This is a genomic window from Flagellimonas halotolerans (assembly GCF_035818535.1).
In the GTDB taxonomy this organism is placed as follows: Bacteria; Bacteroidota; Bacteroidia; order Flavobacteriales; family Flavobacteriaceae; genus Flagellimonas; species Flagellimonas halotolerans.
This window is the reverse complement of record NZ_JAYKYV010000010.1, coordinates 60,307-79,828: the sequence shown is the minus strand read 5'-3', so window position 1 is coordinate 79,828 and position 19,522 is coordinate 60,307. Positions and strand designations below refer to the sequence as shown.

Genomic DNA, 19,522 nt, shown 5'->3' with positions numbered 1-19,522 from the left:
ATTATTCACTTTGCAGACATAGTGCGGCTGCACCCAATATGGGTGAATCCATCAAGTCCGAAGTTTCCAGTTTAAAGTTTTTTAATTGTTTTTGATAGGCAAAGGAATCCAATGCTCCCTGAAGGGTTTCCTTGAAAAAAGGATAGGCTTTACTGATGGACCCCCCGAGGATAATGGACTCCGGTGCAAACAAATAAAGAATGGCTTTTACGGCCTCTCCCAAGTGTGCCCCATACTCCCCAAAGGCGGTCAATGCAGTTGCATTGTTATCCAAGGCCTTTTGATAAAGGTCTTTGGCAGTCGCCCCATATGCCGTCTCAAAAAAGAAACTTCCCGCATATTGTTCCAGGATTCCATCCTTGTAGGGGAGCATGCCTACTTCACCAGCGCCACAGAGGACACCGTTGTACAGTTTGTTTTCTATGATAATGCCCATGCCAAGGCCCGTTCCCAAAGAAAGTGCCGCGCAATTCTTGTATTGCCTTGCTTTCCCGAAGTGATGCTCGCCCAGCGCAAAACAATTGGCATCATTGTTCAGGTGCACCGGAAGGTCAAATTGCTTTTGTACAAGGGCCTTTAATGGGACTTCTTTCCATGAAGGGATGTTCTGTACATCATACACAACACCTAAATCCGGGTCTACCACGGCAGGAACCCCGATCCCAATAGCTTCTACCTCGTCGGTCAGGACCGCATCAATGACATGAAATAATTTCGAGAGGGTGGTATCCGCTGCATCCATCCGATTTACTTTGGAAAGATGGCTTTGTACCACCTCCTTGCCCAATACCCTTCCCGCTTTGATCTTGGTCCCTCCTACATCAACCCCTAAAACTGCACTATTTGCTTTTTCCACTAGTCCTTTTTTAAGCTTATGGTCTTGTTGTTCACCAAAGGTTTGGCCCAAAATCCTATCGATAGGATAAACATCAATGGGACAATCAAAAAGAACATGCCGGACTTTAAGGACATCAGTTCTCCCAAGCCCCCGACAATAAATGGAATTACGGCTCCCCCGGCAATGCCGGTACAAAGAATACCAGACAATGACCCGTGGTGTTCCTTGACGGAATTGAGGGCCAAAGAAAATATGATGGAGTACATCACCGAAATGGAGCACCCTACCATCGGGAAACCTATCAATGCCATTTGTGCCGAGCCTGTAAGTGCCACAACGAGGCCAATAATTGTTAGGGATGTGGCATAAATCAATAATCTTCGACTATCCATAAATTTTAAGAGCAACAATCCCAATAGGCAACCTAGGGTCAACATGGCCCAAAAATAGGATACGGTATCCGCTCCGACGGTTTGTGGGTCAAGCCCGTGATATTGGCTCAAAAACTGCGAAATCCAGTTTCCAACACCCTGCTCCGTACCTACATAGCAAAAGATTCCCAAGAAATATAGAACAGTCCATTTGTTCTTCAATAAATCCCAGTACGAACTGGTATCACCAGCTTTTTCTTTCTCGGTTTTCTCAAACTTGGGATAGGTGGTAAAAAGGACATAGATAAACAAGACCAAACAAATTAATGCGAACACAAGGTATAGGGATGCCCAAGGCAAATCCGGTGGCACCCATCCGCGTAATAGTTCGGCAAAGGTATCCCCTCGGTTATCCTTGCTAACCAAATATTTGTACAGGTAAGGGCTTAAGAAGGAGGCGGATCCAAAAACCAGTTGCGCCAGTACGGAGTTGAAAGCGAAATGCTCTTCCCCACCGGCTACCCGCAACATGGGATTTATAATAACCTGAAGTACGGCCATGCAGCAACCCAAAACGAAGAGGGTGATGCTAAAAACACCGTATTGCGGAAATAAGGCAAAACCCAGGGAAGCAAGCGCCATGACCAAGAATGAAACAGATAGCAATATCCTTTCACTATACTTTTCGGACAGGAAGCCTGCCGGTATGGACATAATGCCATATGCAATAAAGAACGTGAAGGGCAAAAAGCCCGTTAAGGTAAGGCTCAGGTCAAAGCTCTCCTTGACATCCACTATAATGGAATTAAGGATATTGGTAATGAAGGATATCACAAAAAATACGATCATTACCAAGGCAATAATGTGAATGTATTTTTTGGTCGTGGGCTTGCTGGTCTCCATAGTTAATGGGTTGGTTGTTTGATTTTGGATACTCCCTGGGGGTTATTTTCCTATTTGGCTCCCAACATGGGGAACATTTCCTTAATTTCCTCTTCGGTGGGTTGCTTGCCATATTCACATATCTCAAAGTATTCCACATGCTTTACCTTTGAAACATCGAGGTTTGGATACCATCTTTTGACAGCTTCCAAGGTATGGGCATCGGCAGTTCGGTTCATCCACTTATCCTTGAGCCAAGCCAATCGTTCCCGTTCCCCCTTGGGTATGGTCGAAACATCCACGCCATTGGTCCATGGCAACCATTCGAACATCTGTGATTCGTGGGCGGCCAATCCCTTTACCTTGGTATCGATTACATCATCGATCACAACGGCGATATCCTTTTGGAACGGATATGGTTTTTTAAAGTGATCGCTCATATAGAGAAAGACAGGATTCTTTTTTAAAGGTGGGGTATCGGGAGCTACATTGGGTACAATGTTCATGTAGGCCGCATCCTGTACTACGGACCCGGCATTCCTATGGTCCGGATGATAGTCATTTGGACGAAGGCCCAAAACAATATCGGCGTCCCAGTCCCTGATCCTACGGATCACTTCCAACCTAACGTTCAAGGTGGGGAAGAGCTCTCCGTCATGGTTGTCCAACACCTCATATTCGGCGATTCCCAAAGCTTTGGCGGCATCTTTGGCCTCTTGTCTGCGTTTTTTGGCCAAAACGCCCCCTCCCATGGCATAATGACCGGCATCACCATTGGTAAGGGCCAAGAATTTTACCTTGTGCCCCATTTGGGCAAATAGCGCGGCAGTGCCACCAAATTTCGAATCGCAATCATCGGGATGTGCCCCAATGGCCAAAATGTTCAAGACTTTTTTTTGTTGGGCCTGAAGGCTTGTAAATGCAGCGCATAAACAAAGGGCCATAATTAATTTTTTCATTATTTTATTGGGTATTTGATTTGTTAAAATTTTACAATTGTAGTGCCTATCATCACAGGGACAAGCTTTTGGTCCATTGTTTCAAACAAGCATCAGATCGATTGGCGCATAGTACTAAGTAGGTAATCCATGGTAGGGGGCTCGATCAAACTAACTTAATGAATGAAAACATGCACTTTCTTTCTGGTGTAACGCTTTTAGTTTTGCACAAAATTTGGATTGATATCCATTTCCCTTTGTGGAATAAAGAAATACGGCCGGGTACTTGTAATGAAGGCTTCGGCATCGGGGACCAGGCCTGTTGCACCAAAGCGTTTTAGGTCGGGCCACCTATGGTTTTCAAAGGCCAGTTCCACTCTTCGTTCATGCAAGAGTTTTTGTTCAAACGTGCCCGGTGTCGATGCATCGATATCCGCAAGACCGGCCCTGTTCCTGACCGTATTGATCAGATCATAACTTTCAGGTGTTTCCCCGAGGGCCTCTGCCAACATCAACAATACATCGGCATAGCGAAAGACCACAAAATTGGTATCGGAATCGTTCTCCACGGCCAAATCGGATTGGTACTTTCTGATATGCCTGGCCTCCACGGTTTCCCCGTCCAAATTCACATAGGTAGCTCCCATGGAAACCTCGTACCTCAAATCTCCTTCTTCATAAGCTTCCTGCATGGAAACAGTTGGTCGGTTTCGGCCAAATCCAGAACCAGTTTGCAAATCGGTACTAGGGGAAAAGTCATTGGTAAAAAGGCTGCCCTGTCCGATGCCCCCGCTGATATACTGTACCTCGAAAATCGATTCCGGGTTGTTTTCATTGGGAACTCCCCATAAATCGGCGTAATCGGGCAATAACTCGTACCCATAATCAGCTATGATCCGTCGCAGGACCGTTTCCGCTGCCGCATTGTTCCCCAGGGTCAAGTGAACCTTGGCCAACAAGGTGGCCGCCGCTCCTTTGGTCGCCTTGCCCACCTCGCTACCTGAGTAGGAAACGGGCAGGTTTTCCTCGGCCGTGGCCAAATCGGTCACCAACTGTTCCAAAACGGTAATTTCATCGACCTGCACCAGTTGATCCCCACTGATATATGGGGTAAGTTGCAATGGGATATTTCCAAAGCCGATGGCCAAATGGTAATAGATCAAGGAACGGATGAACAAAGCTTCCCCTGTAATCCTGTTTTGGAGCGGTGCATCCATTGCTATGGAGGGGATACGGTCCAAAATAACATTGCAATTCGCGATTACCCTATAGGACTCGCTCCAGGCAGAGGTAATCTGTTCATTGAGCGCATCCTCGGTAAAGGAATTGATCTCGGTATATTGCCGGGCAAGCCCAGTGGCATCAGGGCCCTGGTCGGTATTGTCGCTGCGCATCTCGAACATGGTCCAATAACCGCGACCATAAACCCCTGTGCTCTGCAGTCCGGCATAGCTGGCATTGATAGCTACCTCGAAGTCTTCGGGGGCATTGTAAAAATCAGCCTCGTTTCTATTGGATATGGGGGCGAGATCGGTAAAGTCTTCACTACATCCGGCAAAAAGGGCCGTACATAGCATGATATATAGAATTCGTTTCATTTTTTCCGTGTTTAGATTAAAACTTTAGGTTTACACCCATGGTAAAGGACTTGGTCAAAGGGAATGCTCCGTAGTCTTCTCCCGGTGTCAAACTATTCGTCGTAATACTACTGACCTCAGGGTTATAGCCCAGATAATCGGTCATGGTAAAGAGGTTGGTAGCGGTAACATAAAACCTAAGTCTTTGAATCTTGCTCCCGAAAAACTTTTCGGTCGGCAATGTATAGCCCAAGGTCACATTTCTCAGGCGGACATAGGAACCATCCTCTACCTGGAATGAAGAAGGGCGGTTATTGTTCCCGTGGTTACCGGACACCCTGTCCGCCCGCGGAATCGATCCATTGCCGGGGTCGGATGCAGACCTCCAACGTTCATTGAATATGGCATAGGAGTTAAAATTGGCCTCTCCATTCTTCATGTGCCTAGAGGTTAGGTTCAAGATTTCATTTCCTTCAACCCCTTGGATCAAAAAGCTGAAATCGATATTTTTAAAGGTCAACCGGTTATTGATGCCCCAAGTGAAATCCGGAAAATAACTTCCGGTCACCGTTCTATCGTCCGGGGTTATCTCCCCATCACCATCAATGTCCTTGAACTTAAAGTCGCCCGGTGCCGGGTCTGGTGCCTGGGTATCAAAAGGTGCACTATCGATATCCCCTTGGGATTGGTAAATGCCGTCCACCACATAACCATAGTAGCTGCCAATGGGATCGCCGACACGGGTAACGTGCCTCACACCGGCACTTCCGGAGGAATAGATGGGTTCATTGCCCTCGTTCAAAGCCAGTACCTCATTGGCATTGGCAGCAAAATTAACATCGGTGTTCCATGTAAAGTCACCTACAAAGTTTTTAGTACTCAAGGCAACTTCAAAACCCCTGTTCTGCACTTCTCCAAGATTTCTCAAAGTGGTCTCAAAGCCTGAAACCGAGGATATGGCCACATTCAATAGAAGGTCCCTTGTCTTGGTATCATAATAATCCGCCAATAGAAAGACCCTATTATTGAACAAACCCAATTCAATACCTACATCAAACTGTTCGGATTTCTCCCAGGTAAGGTTCGGGTTGGGAATGGTGCTTTGCACCAATCCGTTGATCTCATTTCCCCCTAGGTTGTAGTTTTGGGGCGACAATAGACCAACGGCCCCATAGTTGGGAATCTCAAAGTTTCCCGTTTGACCCCAGCTTGCCCTTAGTTTTAGTTCGGAAATGGTCTCGGAGTCCTTCAGAAACGATTCCTCGTTCAACCTCCACCCCATTGAAAAGGAAGGGAAATAGCCCGTTTGGTTGTTTTTGCCAAACCTTGAGGATTTATCGGAACGGAATGTTCCGGTAAATAGGTATTTGTCCTTGTAACTATAATTTACCCTAAAGAGGGAGGACAACAAAGACCACTGTTCCTTTACCGATGTCCCTCCAAAAACCTGTCCTCCGCTTACCGTCGGCACCAAGTCATCGGGATAGTTATTGGCCAGTACTTGTTTCAAGGTCAAATTATCCTTCTGGGCGGTATATCCCAAAACCGCATCAAAATAATGGTCTCCAAATTCCTTTTTCCAATTAAGGGTGTTCTCCCACAACCAATTGGTTTCGGTAGAGGAAGATGCCTGCCCGTAAGGATTGCCGTCCGCCGAATTTCGATATAATAGGGTGTTGGCACGATAAAAGTCCTGGTTGAACAGGTTGATATACACCCCTCCAAAGGTCTTAAAACTTAGTTCAGGGAGAATATCATAGGTAAGCCCAAGGGTTCCCCGGGTCTGGAATTGGAAAATTTGATCGTCCACTGCCTCGATTATGGCCAAAGGATTACTTGCAGTGGTGGTCCCACTGCCCAAATAAGATTGGTTGTTCAACTGGTTGATGGTACCATCGGGGTTATAGGGACTCACCGTGGGCGAGTGCACGATTCCCGAATAAACAATACCCGGAGGTGTGGCAAAATAGGGGGATGAAGCGGGAACCCTTTGGTTTTCAGTCACCGTTGGCGCCAACCTGAGATCCAAATTCAACTTTTCCGATAGTTGGGAATTCAAATTAAGCAAGACGGAATAACGCTCAAATTTTGCCTTTTCAATAATACCGGTCTGGGAAAAGTATCCCGTGGAGGCATAAAAGCTGGTCTTGTTTTTAACTGGTGAGGCATATGAAAAATTATAGCTTTGAACTACCCCTGTTTTAAATAAAAGATCTTGCCAATCCGTATCGGTCCCATCCCAGTTCAAAAAGGATTCGGGCATCTCATAATTTCCATTGCCCCGTTCCCCCGGACCTATCGGGTCGTCGATGGAGGCTCCCTCAACCGATTGCAGATATGCATTGTTTCTTGCATCCCTGGTAAAATCTATCAATTCCTCCGCATTCATCAAATCCAGCTTGTTGGCAACGGACTGCATGCTTAGATAGGAATCGAACGAATAGACTCCCTCATCCCCGTTCGATCCTTTTTTCGTTGTTATGAGCAACACTCCATTACCGCCACGTGAGCCATAGATGGCCGCGGCACTGGCATCCTTCAATACTTGGATCGATTCAATGTCGTTGGGATTCAAGGTAGCCAAGGGATTGATGGTGGGAGGCTGAAAAGTGGACCGTCTATTGGCCACGCCCCCTAGTTGGCTGGAAGAGGTCAGGTTGCGCGAAATAGGTATTCCATCAACAACGAACAAGGGGTCATTTCCGGCCGAAATGGACCCTGAGCCCCTTACCCTAATATTGGGGGCCGCCCCAGGCTCACCGGAAACCTCTTGAACCTGCACTCCCGATACTTGGCCGATAAGCGCTGCTTCCGGTGTAAGTGCAGGTACTTCCGTAATGGTTTCCGAGGATACGGACACCACGGAACCTGTCACCTTCTTTTTGGCCAAGGTACCGTAGCCGACCACGACCACCTCTTCCAAAGCAGCCGCATCCTCTTCCATGGTCACTGTTACGGAAGTTTGTCCCGATACGTTCACTTCCTTTGATCTGTACCCTATATAGGAAACTTGGATGATTGTGGTCCCCATGGGCATGGCTATCTCAAAGTTACCGTCAAAATCCGTGGTAGTCCCTACACTGGTCCCCTTTGCCACAACACTGGCGCCGGCAAGGGGAATCCCGGATTCGTCCAACACAAGACCTGTAAGATTGGTTTGAGGTTTTTCATTTCCAGTCCTTTGTTGGGGAACCAAATTCTTAAGGGCGGCACTGTTCCTTTTCTTAATGACAATTTGCCTTGCAATAATTTCGAAGGTCAGATCGGTATCCTTAAAGACTTCCTTAAAAAAGTCTTCCACACATAGGTTCTCGCCAACGATGGAAATTTTTCTGTCAAGATCGACTTCGGAAGCTTCGAAAAAGAACTTGTACCCGGTGGTTTTGGTAATGGTTTCGAAAACATCACCCAGTTTGGTGTCATCAAAACTTTTGGCAACCTTATCGTACTGTGCGCAGGAAGCTGCACTGACCTGTCCAAACATGAACAGCAAAAAAAGGCAGTACATCATGTTTTTGCACAAATTGGGCACCAACGCACGCATTGTTTTGGTTTTTTTCATAATTAAATTTGTAGTTAGTTAGTAATTGTTTTTTGGACTATTGGTTTTTACTTCATGGGCACTATAGTTTATCAGGGTTTTTCAATTATTATTAAATCATCTTTTTTCGTGTAACTAAAATGGGTGTGGGCCTGAATTGTCCTTAGTACATGGTCGATGGTTTCCTCATCGAACATACCGGTAAACCGTCTTTCATCCAGCTCGCTATAGGTATTGTCGATTTTGACATTGTACTGGCGTTCCAATCTTTTGATGATATTGTTCATGGCTTCGTTTTGAAAGGTCAAAACCCCTTTGGTCCAGGAGATATAGGGGGATACGTCGACATCCTCAACCGTAAACTGCCCTGTTTCCTCCAAACTTGAGGCTTTTTGTGAAGGTTCGAGCATCTGAAGTGCCCCACCCCCTTTTTGGAGAGGCTTTCCAACCCCCACGGAACCTTCTACCAAGACCACTTCATTGCGTTCATCACCTTCATAAGCGGAAACATTGAACACCGTCCCATAGACCCGGGCAACCATTTTTTTGGTATTTACTATAAAGGGGCGGTCCGGGTTCTTGGCAATTTCAAAAAATGCCTCGCCACTAAGGGCAACCTCTCTGTTCTGCAATCCCTCAAAACTGGAAGGATATATCAAACTTGAACCCGAGTTGAGCATTACCCTCGACCCATCCTCAAGGGTCATGGTCAGCGTTTTGCCAAAGGGTACCCTTATGGTGTTCTTCGTGCTTTTCCCTATGGATTTTTCATCTTCTTGGGTCAGTCCACCTTTCACGAGGGACTTCAAGCTAGATCCACTATGGCTTTGTAGGCTTTTATCGGTTCCCGGGTCTATGGTAAATACTTTCCCGTTGTCCAATTGCAAGGTAATCTGATCGGTATCCAGTTGTATGCCATCGGAAAGAGGATCTGGTGAGGTCTGGGTCAATAGAAAAAACAGGGAAGAACCTAACATTATGGTAATGATGGCGGCATACTTCCAAAGCTCTTCTGGTAAATTCAAGGTCCTTGCCCCCTTAGGCGCTTTCTTTTGTATAGCATCGAGGAAATGCTCAAAAGCATCCTCGGTCTGCCACGGTCTATCCTCATAATTGACCAGAAAATCGGCTTGCACCAATTTTTTAAAGACCTCCCTATTGTTTCCTTTTTGGACCCATTCGTACAAAATGGCCAATTCTTCCGAAGAAGCTTCTTGGTTGATATATCTTGTAATTATTCTTCTAATATCAAGTTTGGTCATCTGAAATATTTTGTCACTTTATTAAGAGACGGGATATTTTCAAAAAACCCTTACAAAAATTTATTTTTTTAACATTTTTATTGAGAAGTAAACAGCTATTTAGCTTGGATGTTATATGGAAGAATTGTGAAAAGGATATTGAACAATGTTAAAGAAAGCTGGTAAGTTCTGCCCTAAGACGTTTCATGGCCCTGGCCATGTGCACTTCGACAGTCTTGATGGATATGTGCAGCTGTTCGGAAATTTCCTTGTATTTCAATCCTTCTTTTTTACTCAGGATAAAAACCTTTTTACATTGTTCGGGGAGATTGTCTATTTCCTTTTCCACCCGTTTGAGCCGTTCCTCAAAAAGGGAACTGTCCACTTCAGCAATTTCCAAATAGGCTTGCTGCCTTAAGCTTTCCAATAATTGGAACTCCTTCTTCTTTCTACGTTGGGTATCTATGAACACATTATAGGCTATCTTAAAAACATAGCGCTTCAATTTGCCTTTGCCTACTTGGAGTTTGGAGCGATTTTCCCAAATTTTTATAAAAGTTTGCTGGGCTATTTCCTCGGACGCCCCGGAATCTCCTGAAATCGCAGTAAGATAATTACAGAGTTCCTTGTGGTATGAGAGGAAGAGGTGGCCATAAGCTTCTTTGCGGCCTTTTTTTAACTGCTCAACAAGGTACGGTTCATGGTTAAAGCTATTTCGATCCATTTTTTCGCCATTATTTTAAAGGATTTGATATTCGTAAAAGCAATAAACCGTGGTTTTGTTCAATACCTTTTAAGACCAAATCCTTTCATCCCTAATACAAAGCCGCTCCAATGGTACATAAGAGCGAAATCTGTATAAACGAAAAAGTGCCCTAAACGGGAAAAATTGAACCAAGGAGTTGGACAATTTCCCAAAAAGAAAAGTAATCATTGATCCTTTTACCTTAAAAAACCAATAGTAATAATTCCCAAAAAACGTTAACAAATTATAAAAAAATCTTTAAACCTCTACATTTTTTTATTTTTTCTCCACTTATTTCCTATAAAGTAGAATATTTCCATTAATTCTCTTGAAGATACGAGGAAGGTTTGGTGGCCCTATCCAATGATAAGCAACTTTAAACCTTATTTTGAAAAACGTTTGGAGCCCAAATACCATTCAATTGGGGCATAGCGATCCAGACCGACCCTCATACTATTTTGTACACTTGATAAAGATGTCCCATTGCTCGTGATTATTGGCAAGTGCATTACATTTTCAACAAGGGTAAAATATCCTCTGGGAAGGAATTTCAAGTATTTCCGCTACCAAATATTTCTACAGCTTCCTTAATATCCTTCTTGATAAACTCCCAATACTTTCTCTTGAGGCAAATGGAATCAAAGTCCTCATCCGCCCTTTTAAAATTGGTTAGGTTATGTAATATCAAATTCCTATCATGGCCATAGGGGTATCGCTGTTAGTGCAATTGCAGCATAGTTCCTATCCCAGAGTCGGTAAGCAGTTCATGGGGGTCCAAAAATCCTTTTTAAGTCCCTCTCGTTGAACCACTTCCAATTTCATGGCAATGATTTCTTCAACAGTGGCCATATGGATTCCGTCCTCGATCTTAATGGGCATGATAAAAGCATCGGTATGGAATACATCCAAACTTTATGGCGCTGTTCTTATCCTTGCCTATGAGATAGGATTTTCCCATTCCTGGGAACAATTCCCGAATATCGTCCACGTAAGCAAATTCATTGTTCAAATGCAACAAAAAGAATACTCTTTTCATGAAAGAACTTTTAACACGCCAAAGCTACTCCATAAACAAAAGCTTGTAAATACTTCATTTTAGGTATTCTTAACATCATTTTTTATTTTGCCAGACCAAAGCAACCACTGGATGAAAAATAACATTACTGCCGTTGAACAAGTATGGAAAGTATGGGAAAAAGGGTGGTTAGACCAAGTACAAATCCCATCACGTTATGAAATGCCCGGGCACCTGGCCCGGTTAGCCGCATTGTTTTCACCAGGTCAATTCTATTTTTATGTCGTGGATATGTACAATCTCAGAATACAACATATGTCCCCCAGTGTAAAAGAGCTGATAGGCATAATACCTGAAGAAAGCGATATGAAAAAGCTTTTGGCAGTGGTTGTCCCGGAGGTCTTACCGCAGATTGCCACAAAAGAAGCTATGGGGGTTGATTTTTTGAACCGCTTCCTACCGGAAGAAGACCGCTTACACTACAAATATGTTTACACATACCCTTATGTCAACCACCGTGGGGAACGGCGTGATATGATGATACAGGTTTCGGTACTGAGCCTTTCCAACACGGGCAAAGCACAACAAATTTTAGGGATACATACCGATATTACCCATCTTAATGTAAAGCATAACGATACGGTGTCGTTCATTAGCCTTAACGGAAAGGAAAATTATATGCATGTACCGATGGGGGAAGGTATTTTCGACCCCAGACATACAGATAGGGAACAAGAAACCATAGCACAAAAATTGACCGAAAGGGAAAAAGACATAGTAGGGCTTTTAGCCAAAGGCCTGGGGGATGCGCAAATAGCCAATATTTATGATATTTCCGTTTATACCGTGCGCACTCACAGAAGGAACATGCTCAAAAAAACAGGCTGCAAAAACAGTATTGAGTTGGTGACAGAATGTTTGATGTGCGGGCTAATATAAAAGTATAATTTAAAAACTACTGCCGACATCATTCCAGACAAAGGAGAACCTGTGTTGATTATTGATGATGTGCAGATTGACCACAGAGAATGTTATGAGAGGTTTAATGAAATAAAACTTAAACAAATAATCGGAATCCAATATATTTAAAGACCTGTGAATTCAGAGATTTATGGAGCAAATGCAATTAATGGATTAATAAAGATTAAGACAAAATGATTAAGAACAAGTGGCGTTTGGCATTTTGGATTTCCATCCTGACTCTTTTGATTGTCATAATAATCGGATTATATTCGATTTTTGACCAAGGAGTGACAATTACCTACATGAGAGATGGATATACTAATACGGAGAATGATTTAAATTCTCTGGTTGAAATAATTAACGAAACTAATTTGACCAAATCCGAGATTGAAACCAAATTGAAAACTCATAGATTCTTTGAGTTTATGGACTTTGGACAAGATACTATTCCACTTGAGCGCGTAAGTTTAATTTTTGAAAGGGATACTTTAAGAAAGATAGAAAAGCAATGGTAAAAAATGTCAGTTGCCAACACGCAATATACGTAAGCCGGGGATGTGGGGAATTTAAACTTTTGTACATTGACCCAAATTCGCAAGGGTTTGACAAGTTGGAGCTTCGAAATCCCAGAACTATCTCATAAAGTGTGCAATTAGAAAAAGACGAAAATCAATGATAAAAACAATTAGAATTACGACCTTACTGCTTTCATTTTCTTTAATTGGGTTTGGACAAGAATTACCAAAAGAAAAGTCGGTAAACCATATTCAAATTAAAGGAACAAATATCTTTATGGTTCCACCGCCTTCATTTGAATCTTCCAGCAACTTTAAGGGTTTCCAAAATCCCAATGACCAAACTTCCATGATCGTGGCGATGGAAATTCCCGGACCTTATTTTGAAGTTTCAAAAGGGTTTGATTCCGAAGTGCTGCAAAAACAAGGAATGGAATTAAACACAAAAAAGGAAATCAATGTAGCTGGGTTTGATGGATTGCTTATTGAATTGGACCAATCTGCAAACGGAATGATTTTTTCAAAACAAATACTTATCTACGGAAATGAAAAATCGAGTACTTTAATAAATGGGGTTTACTTAAAGGATTCGCTGCAATTGGGCGAAAAAATAAAGCAAAGCGTGTTAACGACATTTGTTGATTCGGAAGTGGAAAGCAATCCAAGAGAAGCCCTAAATTATTCACTTAATGAAAATGTCGGCTCTCTAAAATTCAAAACGGTCATTGGAAATGGAATGCTGTTCAACAGAGATTTGAAAACACCGACAGAAAGTGTCGATAAAGCAACCTTGTTGACTGACAAATCATTTGCAAAAGTTGAGATTAAAAACGAAAAATCGTTTTGTATCGCAAGATTAAAGAAATATCCAGCCGATTATGCTATAATTCAGGATAAAGGGGTTTACGAGGTAAAGATTGACAATCTAAAAGGATTTGAACTTTTCGCCAAAAACAATGATGACGAAAGTGAGGAAATGTATCAAGTTATCTTGTTTGACAAAAAGGGAGGTTATTACCTTTTTGTTGGCACTTACGTGACTGGAAGCGATAAAGCAATTTCAGATATCAAGAATGTAATACAAACATTTAAAAGGAAAAAATAACTGCACACGGCGGGATACGTCCCTCCTTCGGCAGAAAGCTGCACAAGCCCTTGACCTGCGGAAACCATGCTTTGCTTTTTAGTGTAAAAATGGGCGTATTCGACTCAATTGGAGGTACTTGCCCAACAAAGTTCAGTATTTATACAGGTGTAAATTAGAATTCAATGTGACATCATTGTAAAACAATCGTCCTTAGGGTAAAAATTATAAAAATGAAAGCGTTTATACTTTTTATCCTTATTTCATTACAGGCGGCATCTTTGTTGGCACAGGACACGAATTATTCAGAGTGGTACCTACAAAGGGAAGATGTTGAAATTTATGTAAAAGAAATTGGAGCAGAAAAGGACACTGTAATTGTCATCCACGGCGGGTTTGGCGCAAATCATGATTATATGATGGACGCTATAAAGGGTTTGGAAAGCAGGTTCCATTTTGTTCTGTATGACCAAAGGGGCTCTTTATTGTCACCTACTGATAAGGAAAATCTTAGCTTTCAAAAAAATGTGGATGACTTATACGAATTGACCAAGGCATTGGAATTGAAAAAGGTCAAACTTTTTTGCCACTCCATGGGGACTTTGGTCGGAATGGAGTTTACAAAACAACATCCTGATTTAGTGACAAATTTAGTTCTTGCGGGAGCACTTATTCCAAAATCCGATAGTATCCAAAGTGTTTTTTCCGAACGGCACAAAAGCCAAGTAAATTTTCTATTGAATAGAAGGGAAGTTGAGGAACTCGCCCAGCCCTATAAGGAGAAAGGGTTGGATAGTCTAAAATCCGTTCAGGACATTGGAAAATCAAGGTTGTCCCACAAAGACCTGACCGAGCATTGGAGATTAAGATTTGCTGCTGTCAATATCTTTGACTTAAAGAAATACAATCTGGTAAAAGGTGGCAGAGCCTATTATAAGAAAGACGCTTCCGTTATGACGCAGACGGTAAACTGGGATTATGACTATAGAAAAGTTATGAACGACAAGGCCAAAACAACCGTTGTCAACGGAGCGTACGATTTCTTTGATTTTGATGGCAAAACATTTAAAACGCTGCTAAAACAATATCCAAAAGTTCAACTGAATATTATACCGGAAGCAGGTCACAATGCTTGGATAGACAAACCAAAGTTATTTGAAAGATATTTGCTAGAAGGGTTGGAATGAGGAAGGCCAACAAGTAACGTTGGCAGCCATTCCTACTTTGGCTAGCAGGTGTGCAAGTCCCTAATTTACTGCCTGGCAGTTTTTCCTTCGAAAAACTACGCAGGCGTGAGCGGTTTGTTTATTTATTAACTTTAATCATTAGCCAACGCAGCAAACCAAAGCCAAGGAACGTTGACCACAATATAAAACAACGACTATGAAACATAAGACCAAATATTTAGGACTAATAATTCTTTTGACATTTTTCGGTTGTGCGCAAAACACTGACAATGCAAAAATGAAAATGGCCGACGAGGAAATGGTCGCACCGACAACTGAACAAAAAACCAATGAAACGGTAGAACGGAAATTGATCAAAGAAGGACACGTAGAGTTTGAAACAAACAACGTAAGCTCTACAAGAAAAAACATTTTTGAAGCAGTAGAGAAATATAACGGTTACGTTTCTTCAGATCAGGAATTTAAATCACCGGGACGAAAAAGTAACACAGTTGTAATCCGTATTCCAGCCGACAATTTCGACAACTTGCTGAAAGACGCCACTCAAGGAGTTGAAAAGTTTGAGAGTAAAGAAATTAATGTAAAAGACGTGACAGAAGAGTTTCTCGACATTCAAGCGAGATTGAAAACTAAAAAAGAACTCGAAAATAGATTTTTAGACCTTTTAAAACAAGCTAAGAATGTGACCGAAATTTTGGAGATTGAAAAACACATTGGACAACTTAGATCTGAAATCGAATCAGTTGAGGGTCGTTTAAAATACTTACAGGACAGGGTTTCATTTTCGACTTTAACAATGACTTTCTATGAAAGTATCCCAAACTGGACTGAGTTCGGACAGAAGTTCAAAAATGGTTTTAGAAACGGGTGGGACAACTTGATTTGGTTTTTTGTCGTGCTGACCAATATTTGGCCATTTATCCTAATCGGACTAGGACTAATAATTGGAATAAGGCTTTATAGAAGAAAAAAGTAACAATACTGTGGCCGACAGCGGTAGCCGCTCCTCCTTCGGCGGATATGTATGCAAGCCCTTGACCTGCGGAAACAATGCTTTGCATAAAAAGGCAAGGCTAGGGCATAATCAACCTATTTGGTGGTATATGCACAAGCAAGTGGTAATTTAAATTTCTTCATGGGACTTTGGCTTTATTTTTTTAATCTTTAGGTAGTCCGAAATTACATGGAATACCAGATACTACCTTACGTTTTTCCGTAATAGCCCTTTGTCCATTTATTCCTAATTTCCAAATCCAAAATCCAATCAGCCCCATGTTAAAAAGGATATCTTTCCTTGTATTGATATGCTTCCAATGTGTCCTTTTCGCTCAAACTGAAGAAATTCAACTAGTATCCTGGAACATCAAGGATTTTGGGCGGACAAAAAACACCGACGAACTAAATCAAATCGCTGAGATCGTTAGGGATTTGGATATCCTTGCCGTCCAAGAAGTGGTCTCGGGAAATGGTGGGGCACAGGCCGTTGCCAAATTAACCGATCTGCTCAATAGAAAAGGGGCCAAATGGGACTATGTTATCAACGACCCCTACTAACAGCCCAAAATATGTTACCGAGCGTTATGCCATTGTTTGGAAGACCAAAAACATAAAGATAAAAAATAGAAGTTGGGTGATGGGCCGATAACCAGGTCCTTTGTCATATTCGGGGAAGCATTAACCGCTTTGGGATAAAATCACCTTTTTACGCAATAGGTTAAAGCAAGCTCTACCATACATTTGTCTTTTTATGCTCTAAATCTGGTTTACGTGGCCTTTTACAGCGCCATTGGAAAGCATAAAATTAATCTGGAAGACCAGTAAAACAATCTTAAGCTAGTCATGAAAGACGGAAAAATAGTCAAAACACACTGGATAAATAAAATCCGTCCCAGCAATATTGACATATCTTGCCTCTGCCTGTACAATTCCCAATAAGTCGATAATATTGTCGACTGTTTTTGAGGGAAAAAGCCAGTACTACCATACCGACCCATTACAATCGAATTGAATAATTTTCCGACCTTCCGTTGCAGGTTTTGAAAAAGCGACCCACCATTTCAATGGAACCGATCTTGTATTCTTCGACCGGGCCTTTTGGATGCCCTTTGCTACGCCGCCCTAAAAGACACGTCCATTGACCTGGAAATAAAGACATTATCGGAAACCAACAGGTACAACGGCAAGGTTTTCATTTTGCCCCCATGGCAGGATATCTACCAAACCGATGCACAACGAAAACGGGATTGGAACCAAGTGGTGTTCACCTGTGACAAAATGGTACAGGCCTATCACGGGTACCAATATGACCTGATCGAGCTTCCCAAGGCAGCTGTGGAGAAAAGAGCGGATTTCATTCTTGACCATATCAAGAGCAACTGACAGGTCAAGCACTACTTTTCCCTTTGTTGATCAAATATGACCTGACTTCCCGATGGACCTTTAAATAATGCCGCTCCAAATCCCCTCCTTGATTTCAAGGGGTTTGGCAATTACTGGCCTTGGAAACCGTACTTTTCGGTCCCTCCCATCGGCAAAGACCACACCCCCCTGTTTTAACCGAAAGAAGACCTCTGCCCTGCGTTTGGACACCTCCTTATTGGAGGGTTGTTTTTCAAATAACCATTGGTATGTCAAGATGCTGGATTTTCTCTGGCCAAGATGGTATTTACCTCCCTCGTTTCGCCAGTATCACACAAACCCATCCCAAAGAAAATCGCCGGTATATTCAGGTATCCCGTGAAAATAGAATGTATGGGATATTACTAACCTTTGTGTCCCAGTATGAGCATCATATCATCAATTTCCAACGGCTTGGTAAAATATCCCTTGATAATGATCGGCCATTGCCCAGCTTTTTCTTTGTCCATGGGATCTATAGAGGAGGAAATGATATTTATCCCAATGTTTTTTTCCTTGCTGTTGCGAAAAAAACCTGCTCGATTCAGGCCCTCGACAAACTCCCACCCATTCAAGACAGGCATATTGATATCGAGTAATAATGTATACCCGCCCTTCGGGGAGTAACCCTCCTGCAAAAAAAGGAACGCGTCATGGCCATTGGCGAAGGTTTTTATAGTCCGCCGATCATCCAACTTTTTGATCATTTTATAGGTTAGCCAATTAAATATGGGGTCGTCATCGATCAATAGTATCAAATCAGTGTTTTTCTCCATGCTTTCCATCTATTTGAGCAGTCCTTTCAACTATATCCTGGATAACCATATCCATTTCCTTACCTGACTTCTTTAGCTGTTCGAGTAAATACTTGAGATCTTGCGAGTAGCCTTCCTCTATTTCCAATAAATTGATGATGCCCAAGATCCGGGACAGGGGCGCCCGTACGATATGGGATTGGGTCCAAGCAATCTCCCTTAAACGCGCGTTCTGTGCTTCAATGGTCTGGATATGGTTATATTTTTCCGTAACATCGTTTGCGAGCACCAAACGGGCATCACTACCTTGAAACATGATGTCATTACTGTAAATTTCCACCTGTATCAAGTCTCCCGATTTCAGGGTGTGGACGAATATGCCCGCAAAGGGCGTATCCCTGTTTTCTTTCCTTTCAGCTATACTATCATTGAGCGCCCTGTAATGTTCCTTTGGCCTTATGTCCCTTATGGTCATGGCCATAAACTCTTCCTTGTCATAACCATAAGTTGCCATGGCCGACTTGTTGACGTTCAAAAACGCCAGGCTGACGGGGTCAAACACCCACATGGGCTGTGGACTGAAATCGAAAAGTTCCTGATACATCTTGGTACTGCGCTGCAATAAGCTGACATAGCTATTCCTCTCCTTGGCATATATCAAGGCCCGGTATAGGATTTCAGGGTTCAAATCATCCTTGATCAAATAATCGGAAACGCCCAATTTCAAACTTTCTTGTGCTGTCCTTAAATCCGCATAGCCCGATAATATGATAATAGGGACGTTATTGGACATTCCCAATATGTCCTTGACCAATTCCATGCCGCGTGCATCCGGCAGATGTAGATCCAACAATATAACAGCAATATCAGGGTTCTCTCCGTTCAAATAATCGACGGTGTCCCCAAAATTACCACACCTTACAATGGCTGCGCCCCTGAGCTTCTCCAACAAAAAATCTTCCACCAAGAAAAAATCGCCATCATTATCCTCAACGACCAGTATCGTGCCTTCCCCTATATGTCCATTATAGATTGGCCCCATTCCCTTATCTGGAGAGTGTTGTCAATTGAAGCCAAAATTCCTCAATCTTTAAAATAGCCCTTAAGAAATCCTCCATTTCAATGGGTTTGGTCACGTAACTGTTGGCGTGGTTGACATAGGCTGTATCCACATCTCTTTGTAGGGAAGATGTGGTGAGCATCACAACTGGAATCTTTTTCAAAGTATCGTCCGCTTTGATTTTTTTCAAAACCTCTATCCCACTATAAATCGGGATATTGATATCCAAGAGAATGAGGTCTGGACGGGCCACTCCCTCAAACTGCCCTTGCTTGTAGAGGAAGTCTATGGCTTCCTCGCCATTTCTTGCCACGCTTATTTTTGTTTTGATCTTGCTTTCCTCGAAGGCGTCCAAGGTAAGGACAATATCCCCCTCGTTATCCTCAATCAATAGAATGTGTGCTGGTTTCATA

The 19,522-nt window shown here is 42.7% G+C and carries 20 protein-coding genes; 7 read left to right on the top strand and 13 right to left on the bottom strand.

Annotation, left to right across the window (positions count from 1 at the left end):
* Position 1 precedes the first annotated feature (1 nt).
* From VM932_RS12235 to VM932_RS12195, 9 genes are all read right to left on the bottom strand, one after another.
* Positions 2–856, bottom strand: a complete 855-nt coding sequence (locus tag VM932_RS12235; RefSeq protein ID WP_326279073.1) for an ROK family protein — start codon at positions 854–856, stop codon at positions 2–4.
* The gene (locus VM932_RS12230; RefSeq protein WP_326279072.1) at positions 856–2,112 is read right to left on the bottom strand and encodes an MFS transporter; all 1,257 of its coding nucleotides are present in this window, start codon (positions 2,110–2,112) and stop codon (positions 856–858) included. The genes VM932_RS12235 and VM932_RS12230 overlap by 1 nt, the downstream gene beginning before the upstream one ends.
* A 50-nt stretch (positions 2,113–2,162) precedes the next feature.
* The gene (locus VM932_RS12225; RefSeq protein ID WP_326279071.1) at positions 2,163–3,050 is read right to left on the bottom strand and encodes a PIG-L deacetylase family protein; all 888 of its coding nucleotides are present in this window, start codon (positions 3,048–3,050) and stop codon (positions 2,163–2,165) included.
* A 197-nt stretch (positions 3,051–3,247) separates the two neighbouring features.
* On the bottom strand, positions 3,248–4,627 hold the full coding sequence (locus tag VM932_RS12220; RefSeq protein ID WP_326279070.1) for a RagB/SusD family nutrient uptake outer membrane protein: 1,380 nt from the start codon (positions 4,625–4,627) through the stop codon (positions 3,248–3,250).
* Between the two features lie 16 nt (positions 4,628–4,643).
* Entirely contained in the window at positions 4,644–8,168 is a 3,525-nt protein-coding gene (locus tag VM932_RS12215; RefSeq protein WP_326279069.1) for a TonB-dependent receptor, read from the bottom strand.
* A gap of 71 nt (positions 8,169–8,239) precedes the next feature.
* Positions 8,240–9,409: a FecR family protein gene (locus VM932_RS12210; RefSeq protein WP_326279068.1), complete on the bottom strand. Its 1,170-nt coding sequence runs from the start codon at positions 9,407–9,409 to the stop codon at positions 8,240–8,242.
* A gap of 148 nt (positions 9,410–9,557) precedes the next feature.
* On the bottom strand, positions 9,558–10,112 hold the full coding sequence (locus tag VM932_RS12205; protein WP_326279067.1) for an RNA polymerase sigma factor: 555 nt from the start codon (positions 10,110–10,112) through the stop codon (positions 9,558–9,560).
* A 762-nt stretch (positions 10,113–10,874) separates the two neighbouring features.
* A complete protein-coding gene (locus VM932_RS12200; RefSeq protein WP_326279066.1) occupies positions 10,875–11,012 on the bottom strand; it encodes a hypothetical protein in 138 nt (45 codons plus the stop codon).
* The gene (locus tag VM932_RS12195) at positions 11,002–11,169 is read right to left on the bottom strand and encodes a hypothetical protein (protein WP_326279065.1); all 168 of its coding nucleotides are present in this window, start codon (positions 11,167–11,169) and stop codon (positions 11,002–11,004) included. Before VM932_RS12195 ends, VM932_RS12200 begins: the two co-directional genes overlap by 11 nt.
* Before the next feature lie 111 nt (positions 11,170–11,280).
* On the opposite strand from VM932_RS12195, the gene VM932_RS12190 reads away from it, so the two are divergent.
* From VM932_RS12190 to VM932_RS12160, 7 genes are all read left to right on the top strand, one after another.
* Positions 11,281–12,087, top strand: coding sequence for a LuxR C-terminal-related transcriptional regulator (locus tag VM932_RS12190; RefSeq protein WP_326279064.1), 807 nt, complete (start codon positions 11,281–11,283; stop codon positions 12,085–12,087).
* A gap of 215 nt (positions 12,088–12,302) precedes the next feature.
* Entirely contained in the window at positions 12,303–12,626 is a 324-nt protein-coding gene (locus VM932_RS12185; RefSeq protein ID WP_326279063.1) for a hypothetical protein, read from the top strand.
* Between the two features lie 157 nt (positions 12,627–12,783).
* Positions 12,784–13,731 carry a hypothetical protein gene (locus VM932_RS12180; protein ID WP_326279062.1) on the top strand — a complete coding sequence of 316 codons (948 nt, stop codon included), beginning with the start codon at positions 12,784–12,786 and terminating at the stop codon, positions 13,729–13,731.
* 212 nt (positions 13,732–13,943) lie between these two features.
* Positions 13,944–14,897 (top strand): alpha/beta fold hydrolase, encoded by a 954-nt coding sequence (locus VM932_RS12175; RefSeq protein WP_326279061.1) that lies wholly within the window; start codon positions 13,944–13,946, stop codon positions 14,895–14,897.
* Positions 14,898–15,093: 196 nt separating this feature from the next.
* Positions 15,094–15,873, top strand: a complete 780-nt coding sequence (locus VM932_RS12170) for a DUF4349 domain-containing protein (protein ID WP_326279060.1) — start codon at positions 15,094–15,096, stop codon at positions 15,871–15,873.
* 296 nt (positions 15,874–16,169) lie between these two features.
* The gene (locus VM932_RS12165) at positions 16,170–16,451 is read left to right on the top strand and encodes an exonuclease/endonuclease/phosphatase family protein (RefSeq protein WP_326279059.1); all 282 of its coding nucleotides are present in this window, start codon (positions 16,170–16,172) and stop codon (positions 16,449–16,451) included.
* Positions 16,452–16,991: 540 nt separating this feature from the next.
* Positions 16,992–17,276 carry an AAA family ATPase gene (locus VM932_RS12160; protein WP_326279058.1) on the top strand — a complete coding sequence of 95 codons (285 nt, stop codon included), beginning with the start codon at positions 16,992–16,994 and terminating at the stop codon, positions 17,274–17,276.
* 60 nt (positions 17,277–17,336) lie between these two features.
* Here VM932_RS12160 and VM932_RS12155 read toward each other — a convergent pair whose 3' ends face one another.
* The 4 genes from VM932_RS12155 to VM932_RS12140 form a co-directional block, all read right to left on the bottom strand.
* Positions 17,337–17,531: a hypothetical protein gene (locus VM932_RS12155; RefSeq protein ID WP_326279057.1), complete on the bottom strand. Its 195-nt coding sequence runs from the start codon at positions 17,529–17,531 to the stop codon at positions 17,337–17,339.
* A gap of 128 nt (positions 17,532–17,659) precedes the next feature.
* A complete protein-coding gene (locus VM932_RS12150) occupies positions 17,660–18,070 on the bottom strand; it encodes a response regulator (protein WP_326279056.1) in 411 nt (136 codons plus the stop codon).
* A complete protein-coding gene (locus VM932_RS12145) occupies positions 18,054–19,091 on the bottom strand; it encodes a response regulator (RefSeq protein ID WP_326279055.1) in 1,038 nt (345 codons plus the stop codon). Before VM932_RS12145 ends, VM932_RS12150 begins: the two co-directional genes overlap by 17 nt.
* A gap of 4 nt (positions 19,092–19,095) precedes the next feature.
* A complete protein-coding gene (locus VM932_RS12140) occupies positions 19,096–19,521 on the bottom strand; it encodes a response regulator (protein WP_326279054.1) in 426 nt (141 codons plus the stop codon).
* Between the last annotated feature and the right edge of the window lies 1 nt (position 19,522).

Bases quoted from the DNA above. Each gene is read 5' to 3' on its own strand.
- VM932_RS12230 (WP_326279072.1), bottom strand. From the start codon at position 2,112: ATGGAGACCAGCAAGCCCACGACCAAAAAATACATTCACATTATTGCC.
- VM932_RS12225 (WP_326279071.1), bottom strand. From the start codon at position 3,050: ATGAAAAAATTAATTATGGCCCTTTGTTTATGCGCTGCATTTACAAGC.
- VM932_RS12220 (WP_326279070.1), bottom strand. From the start codon at position 4,627: ATGAAACGAATTCTATATATCATGCTATGTACGGCCCTTTTTGCCGGA.
- VM932_RS12215 (WP_326279069.1), bottom strand. From the start codon at position 8,168: ATGAAAAAAACCAAAACAATGCGTGCGTTGGTGCCCAATTTGTGCAAA.
- VM932_RS12210 (WP_326279068.1), bottom strand. From the start codon at position 9,409: ATGACCAAACTTGATATTAGAAGAATAATTACAAGATATATCAACCAA.
- VM932_RS12205 (WP_326279067.1), bottom strand. From the start codon at position 10,112: ATGGATCGAAATAGCTTTAACCATGAACCGTACCTTGTTGAGCAGTTA.
- VM932_RS12200 (WP_326279066.1), bottom strand. From the start codon at position 11,012: ATGCCCATTAAGATCGAGGACGGAATCCATATGGCCACTGTTGAAGAA.
- VM932_RS12195 (WP_326279065.1), bottom strand. From the start codon at position 11,169: ATGAAAAGAGTATTCTTTTTGTTGCATTTGAACAATGAATTTGCTTAC.
- VM932_RS12190 (WP_326279064.1), top strand. From the start codon at position 11,281: ATGAAAAATAACATTACTGCCGTTGAACAAGTATGGAAAGTATGGGAA.
- VM932_RS12185 (WP_326279063.1), top strand. From the start codon at position 12,303: ATGATTAAGAACAAGTGGCGTTTGGCATTTTGGATTTCCATCCTGACT.
- VM932_RS12180 (WP_326279062.1), top strand. From the start codon at position 12,784: ATGATAAAAACAATTAGAATTACGACCTTACTGCTTTCATTTTCTTTA.
- VM932_RS12175 (WP_326279061.1), top strand. From the start codon at position 13,944: ATGAAAGCGTTTATACTTTTTATCCTTATTTCATTACAGGCGGCATCT.
- VM932_RS12170 (WP_326279060.1), top strand. From the start codon at position 15,094: ATGAAACATAAGACCAAATATTTAGGACTAATAATTCTTTTGACATTT.
- VM932_RS12165 (WP_326279059.1), top strand. From the start codon at position 16,170: ATGTTAAAAAGGATATCTTTCCTTGTATTGATATGCTTCCAATGTGTC.
- VM932_RS12150 (WP_326279056.1), bottom strand. From the start codon at position 18,070: ATGGAGAAAAACACTGATTTGATACTATTGATCGATGACGACCCCATA.
- VM932_RS12145 (WP_326279055.1), bottom strand. From the start codon at position 19,091: ATGGGGCCAATCTATAATGGACATATAGGGGAAGGCACGATACTGGTC.
- VM932_RS12140 (WP_326279054.1), bottom strand. From the start codon at position 19,521: ATGAAACCAGCACACATTCTATTGATTGAGGATAACGAGGGGGATATT.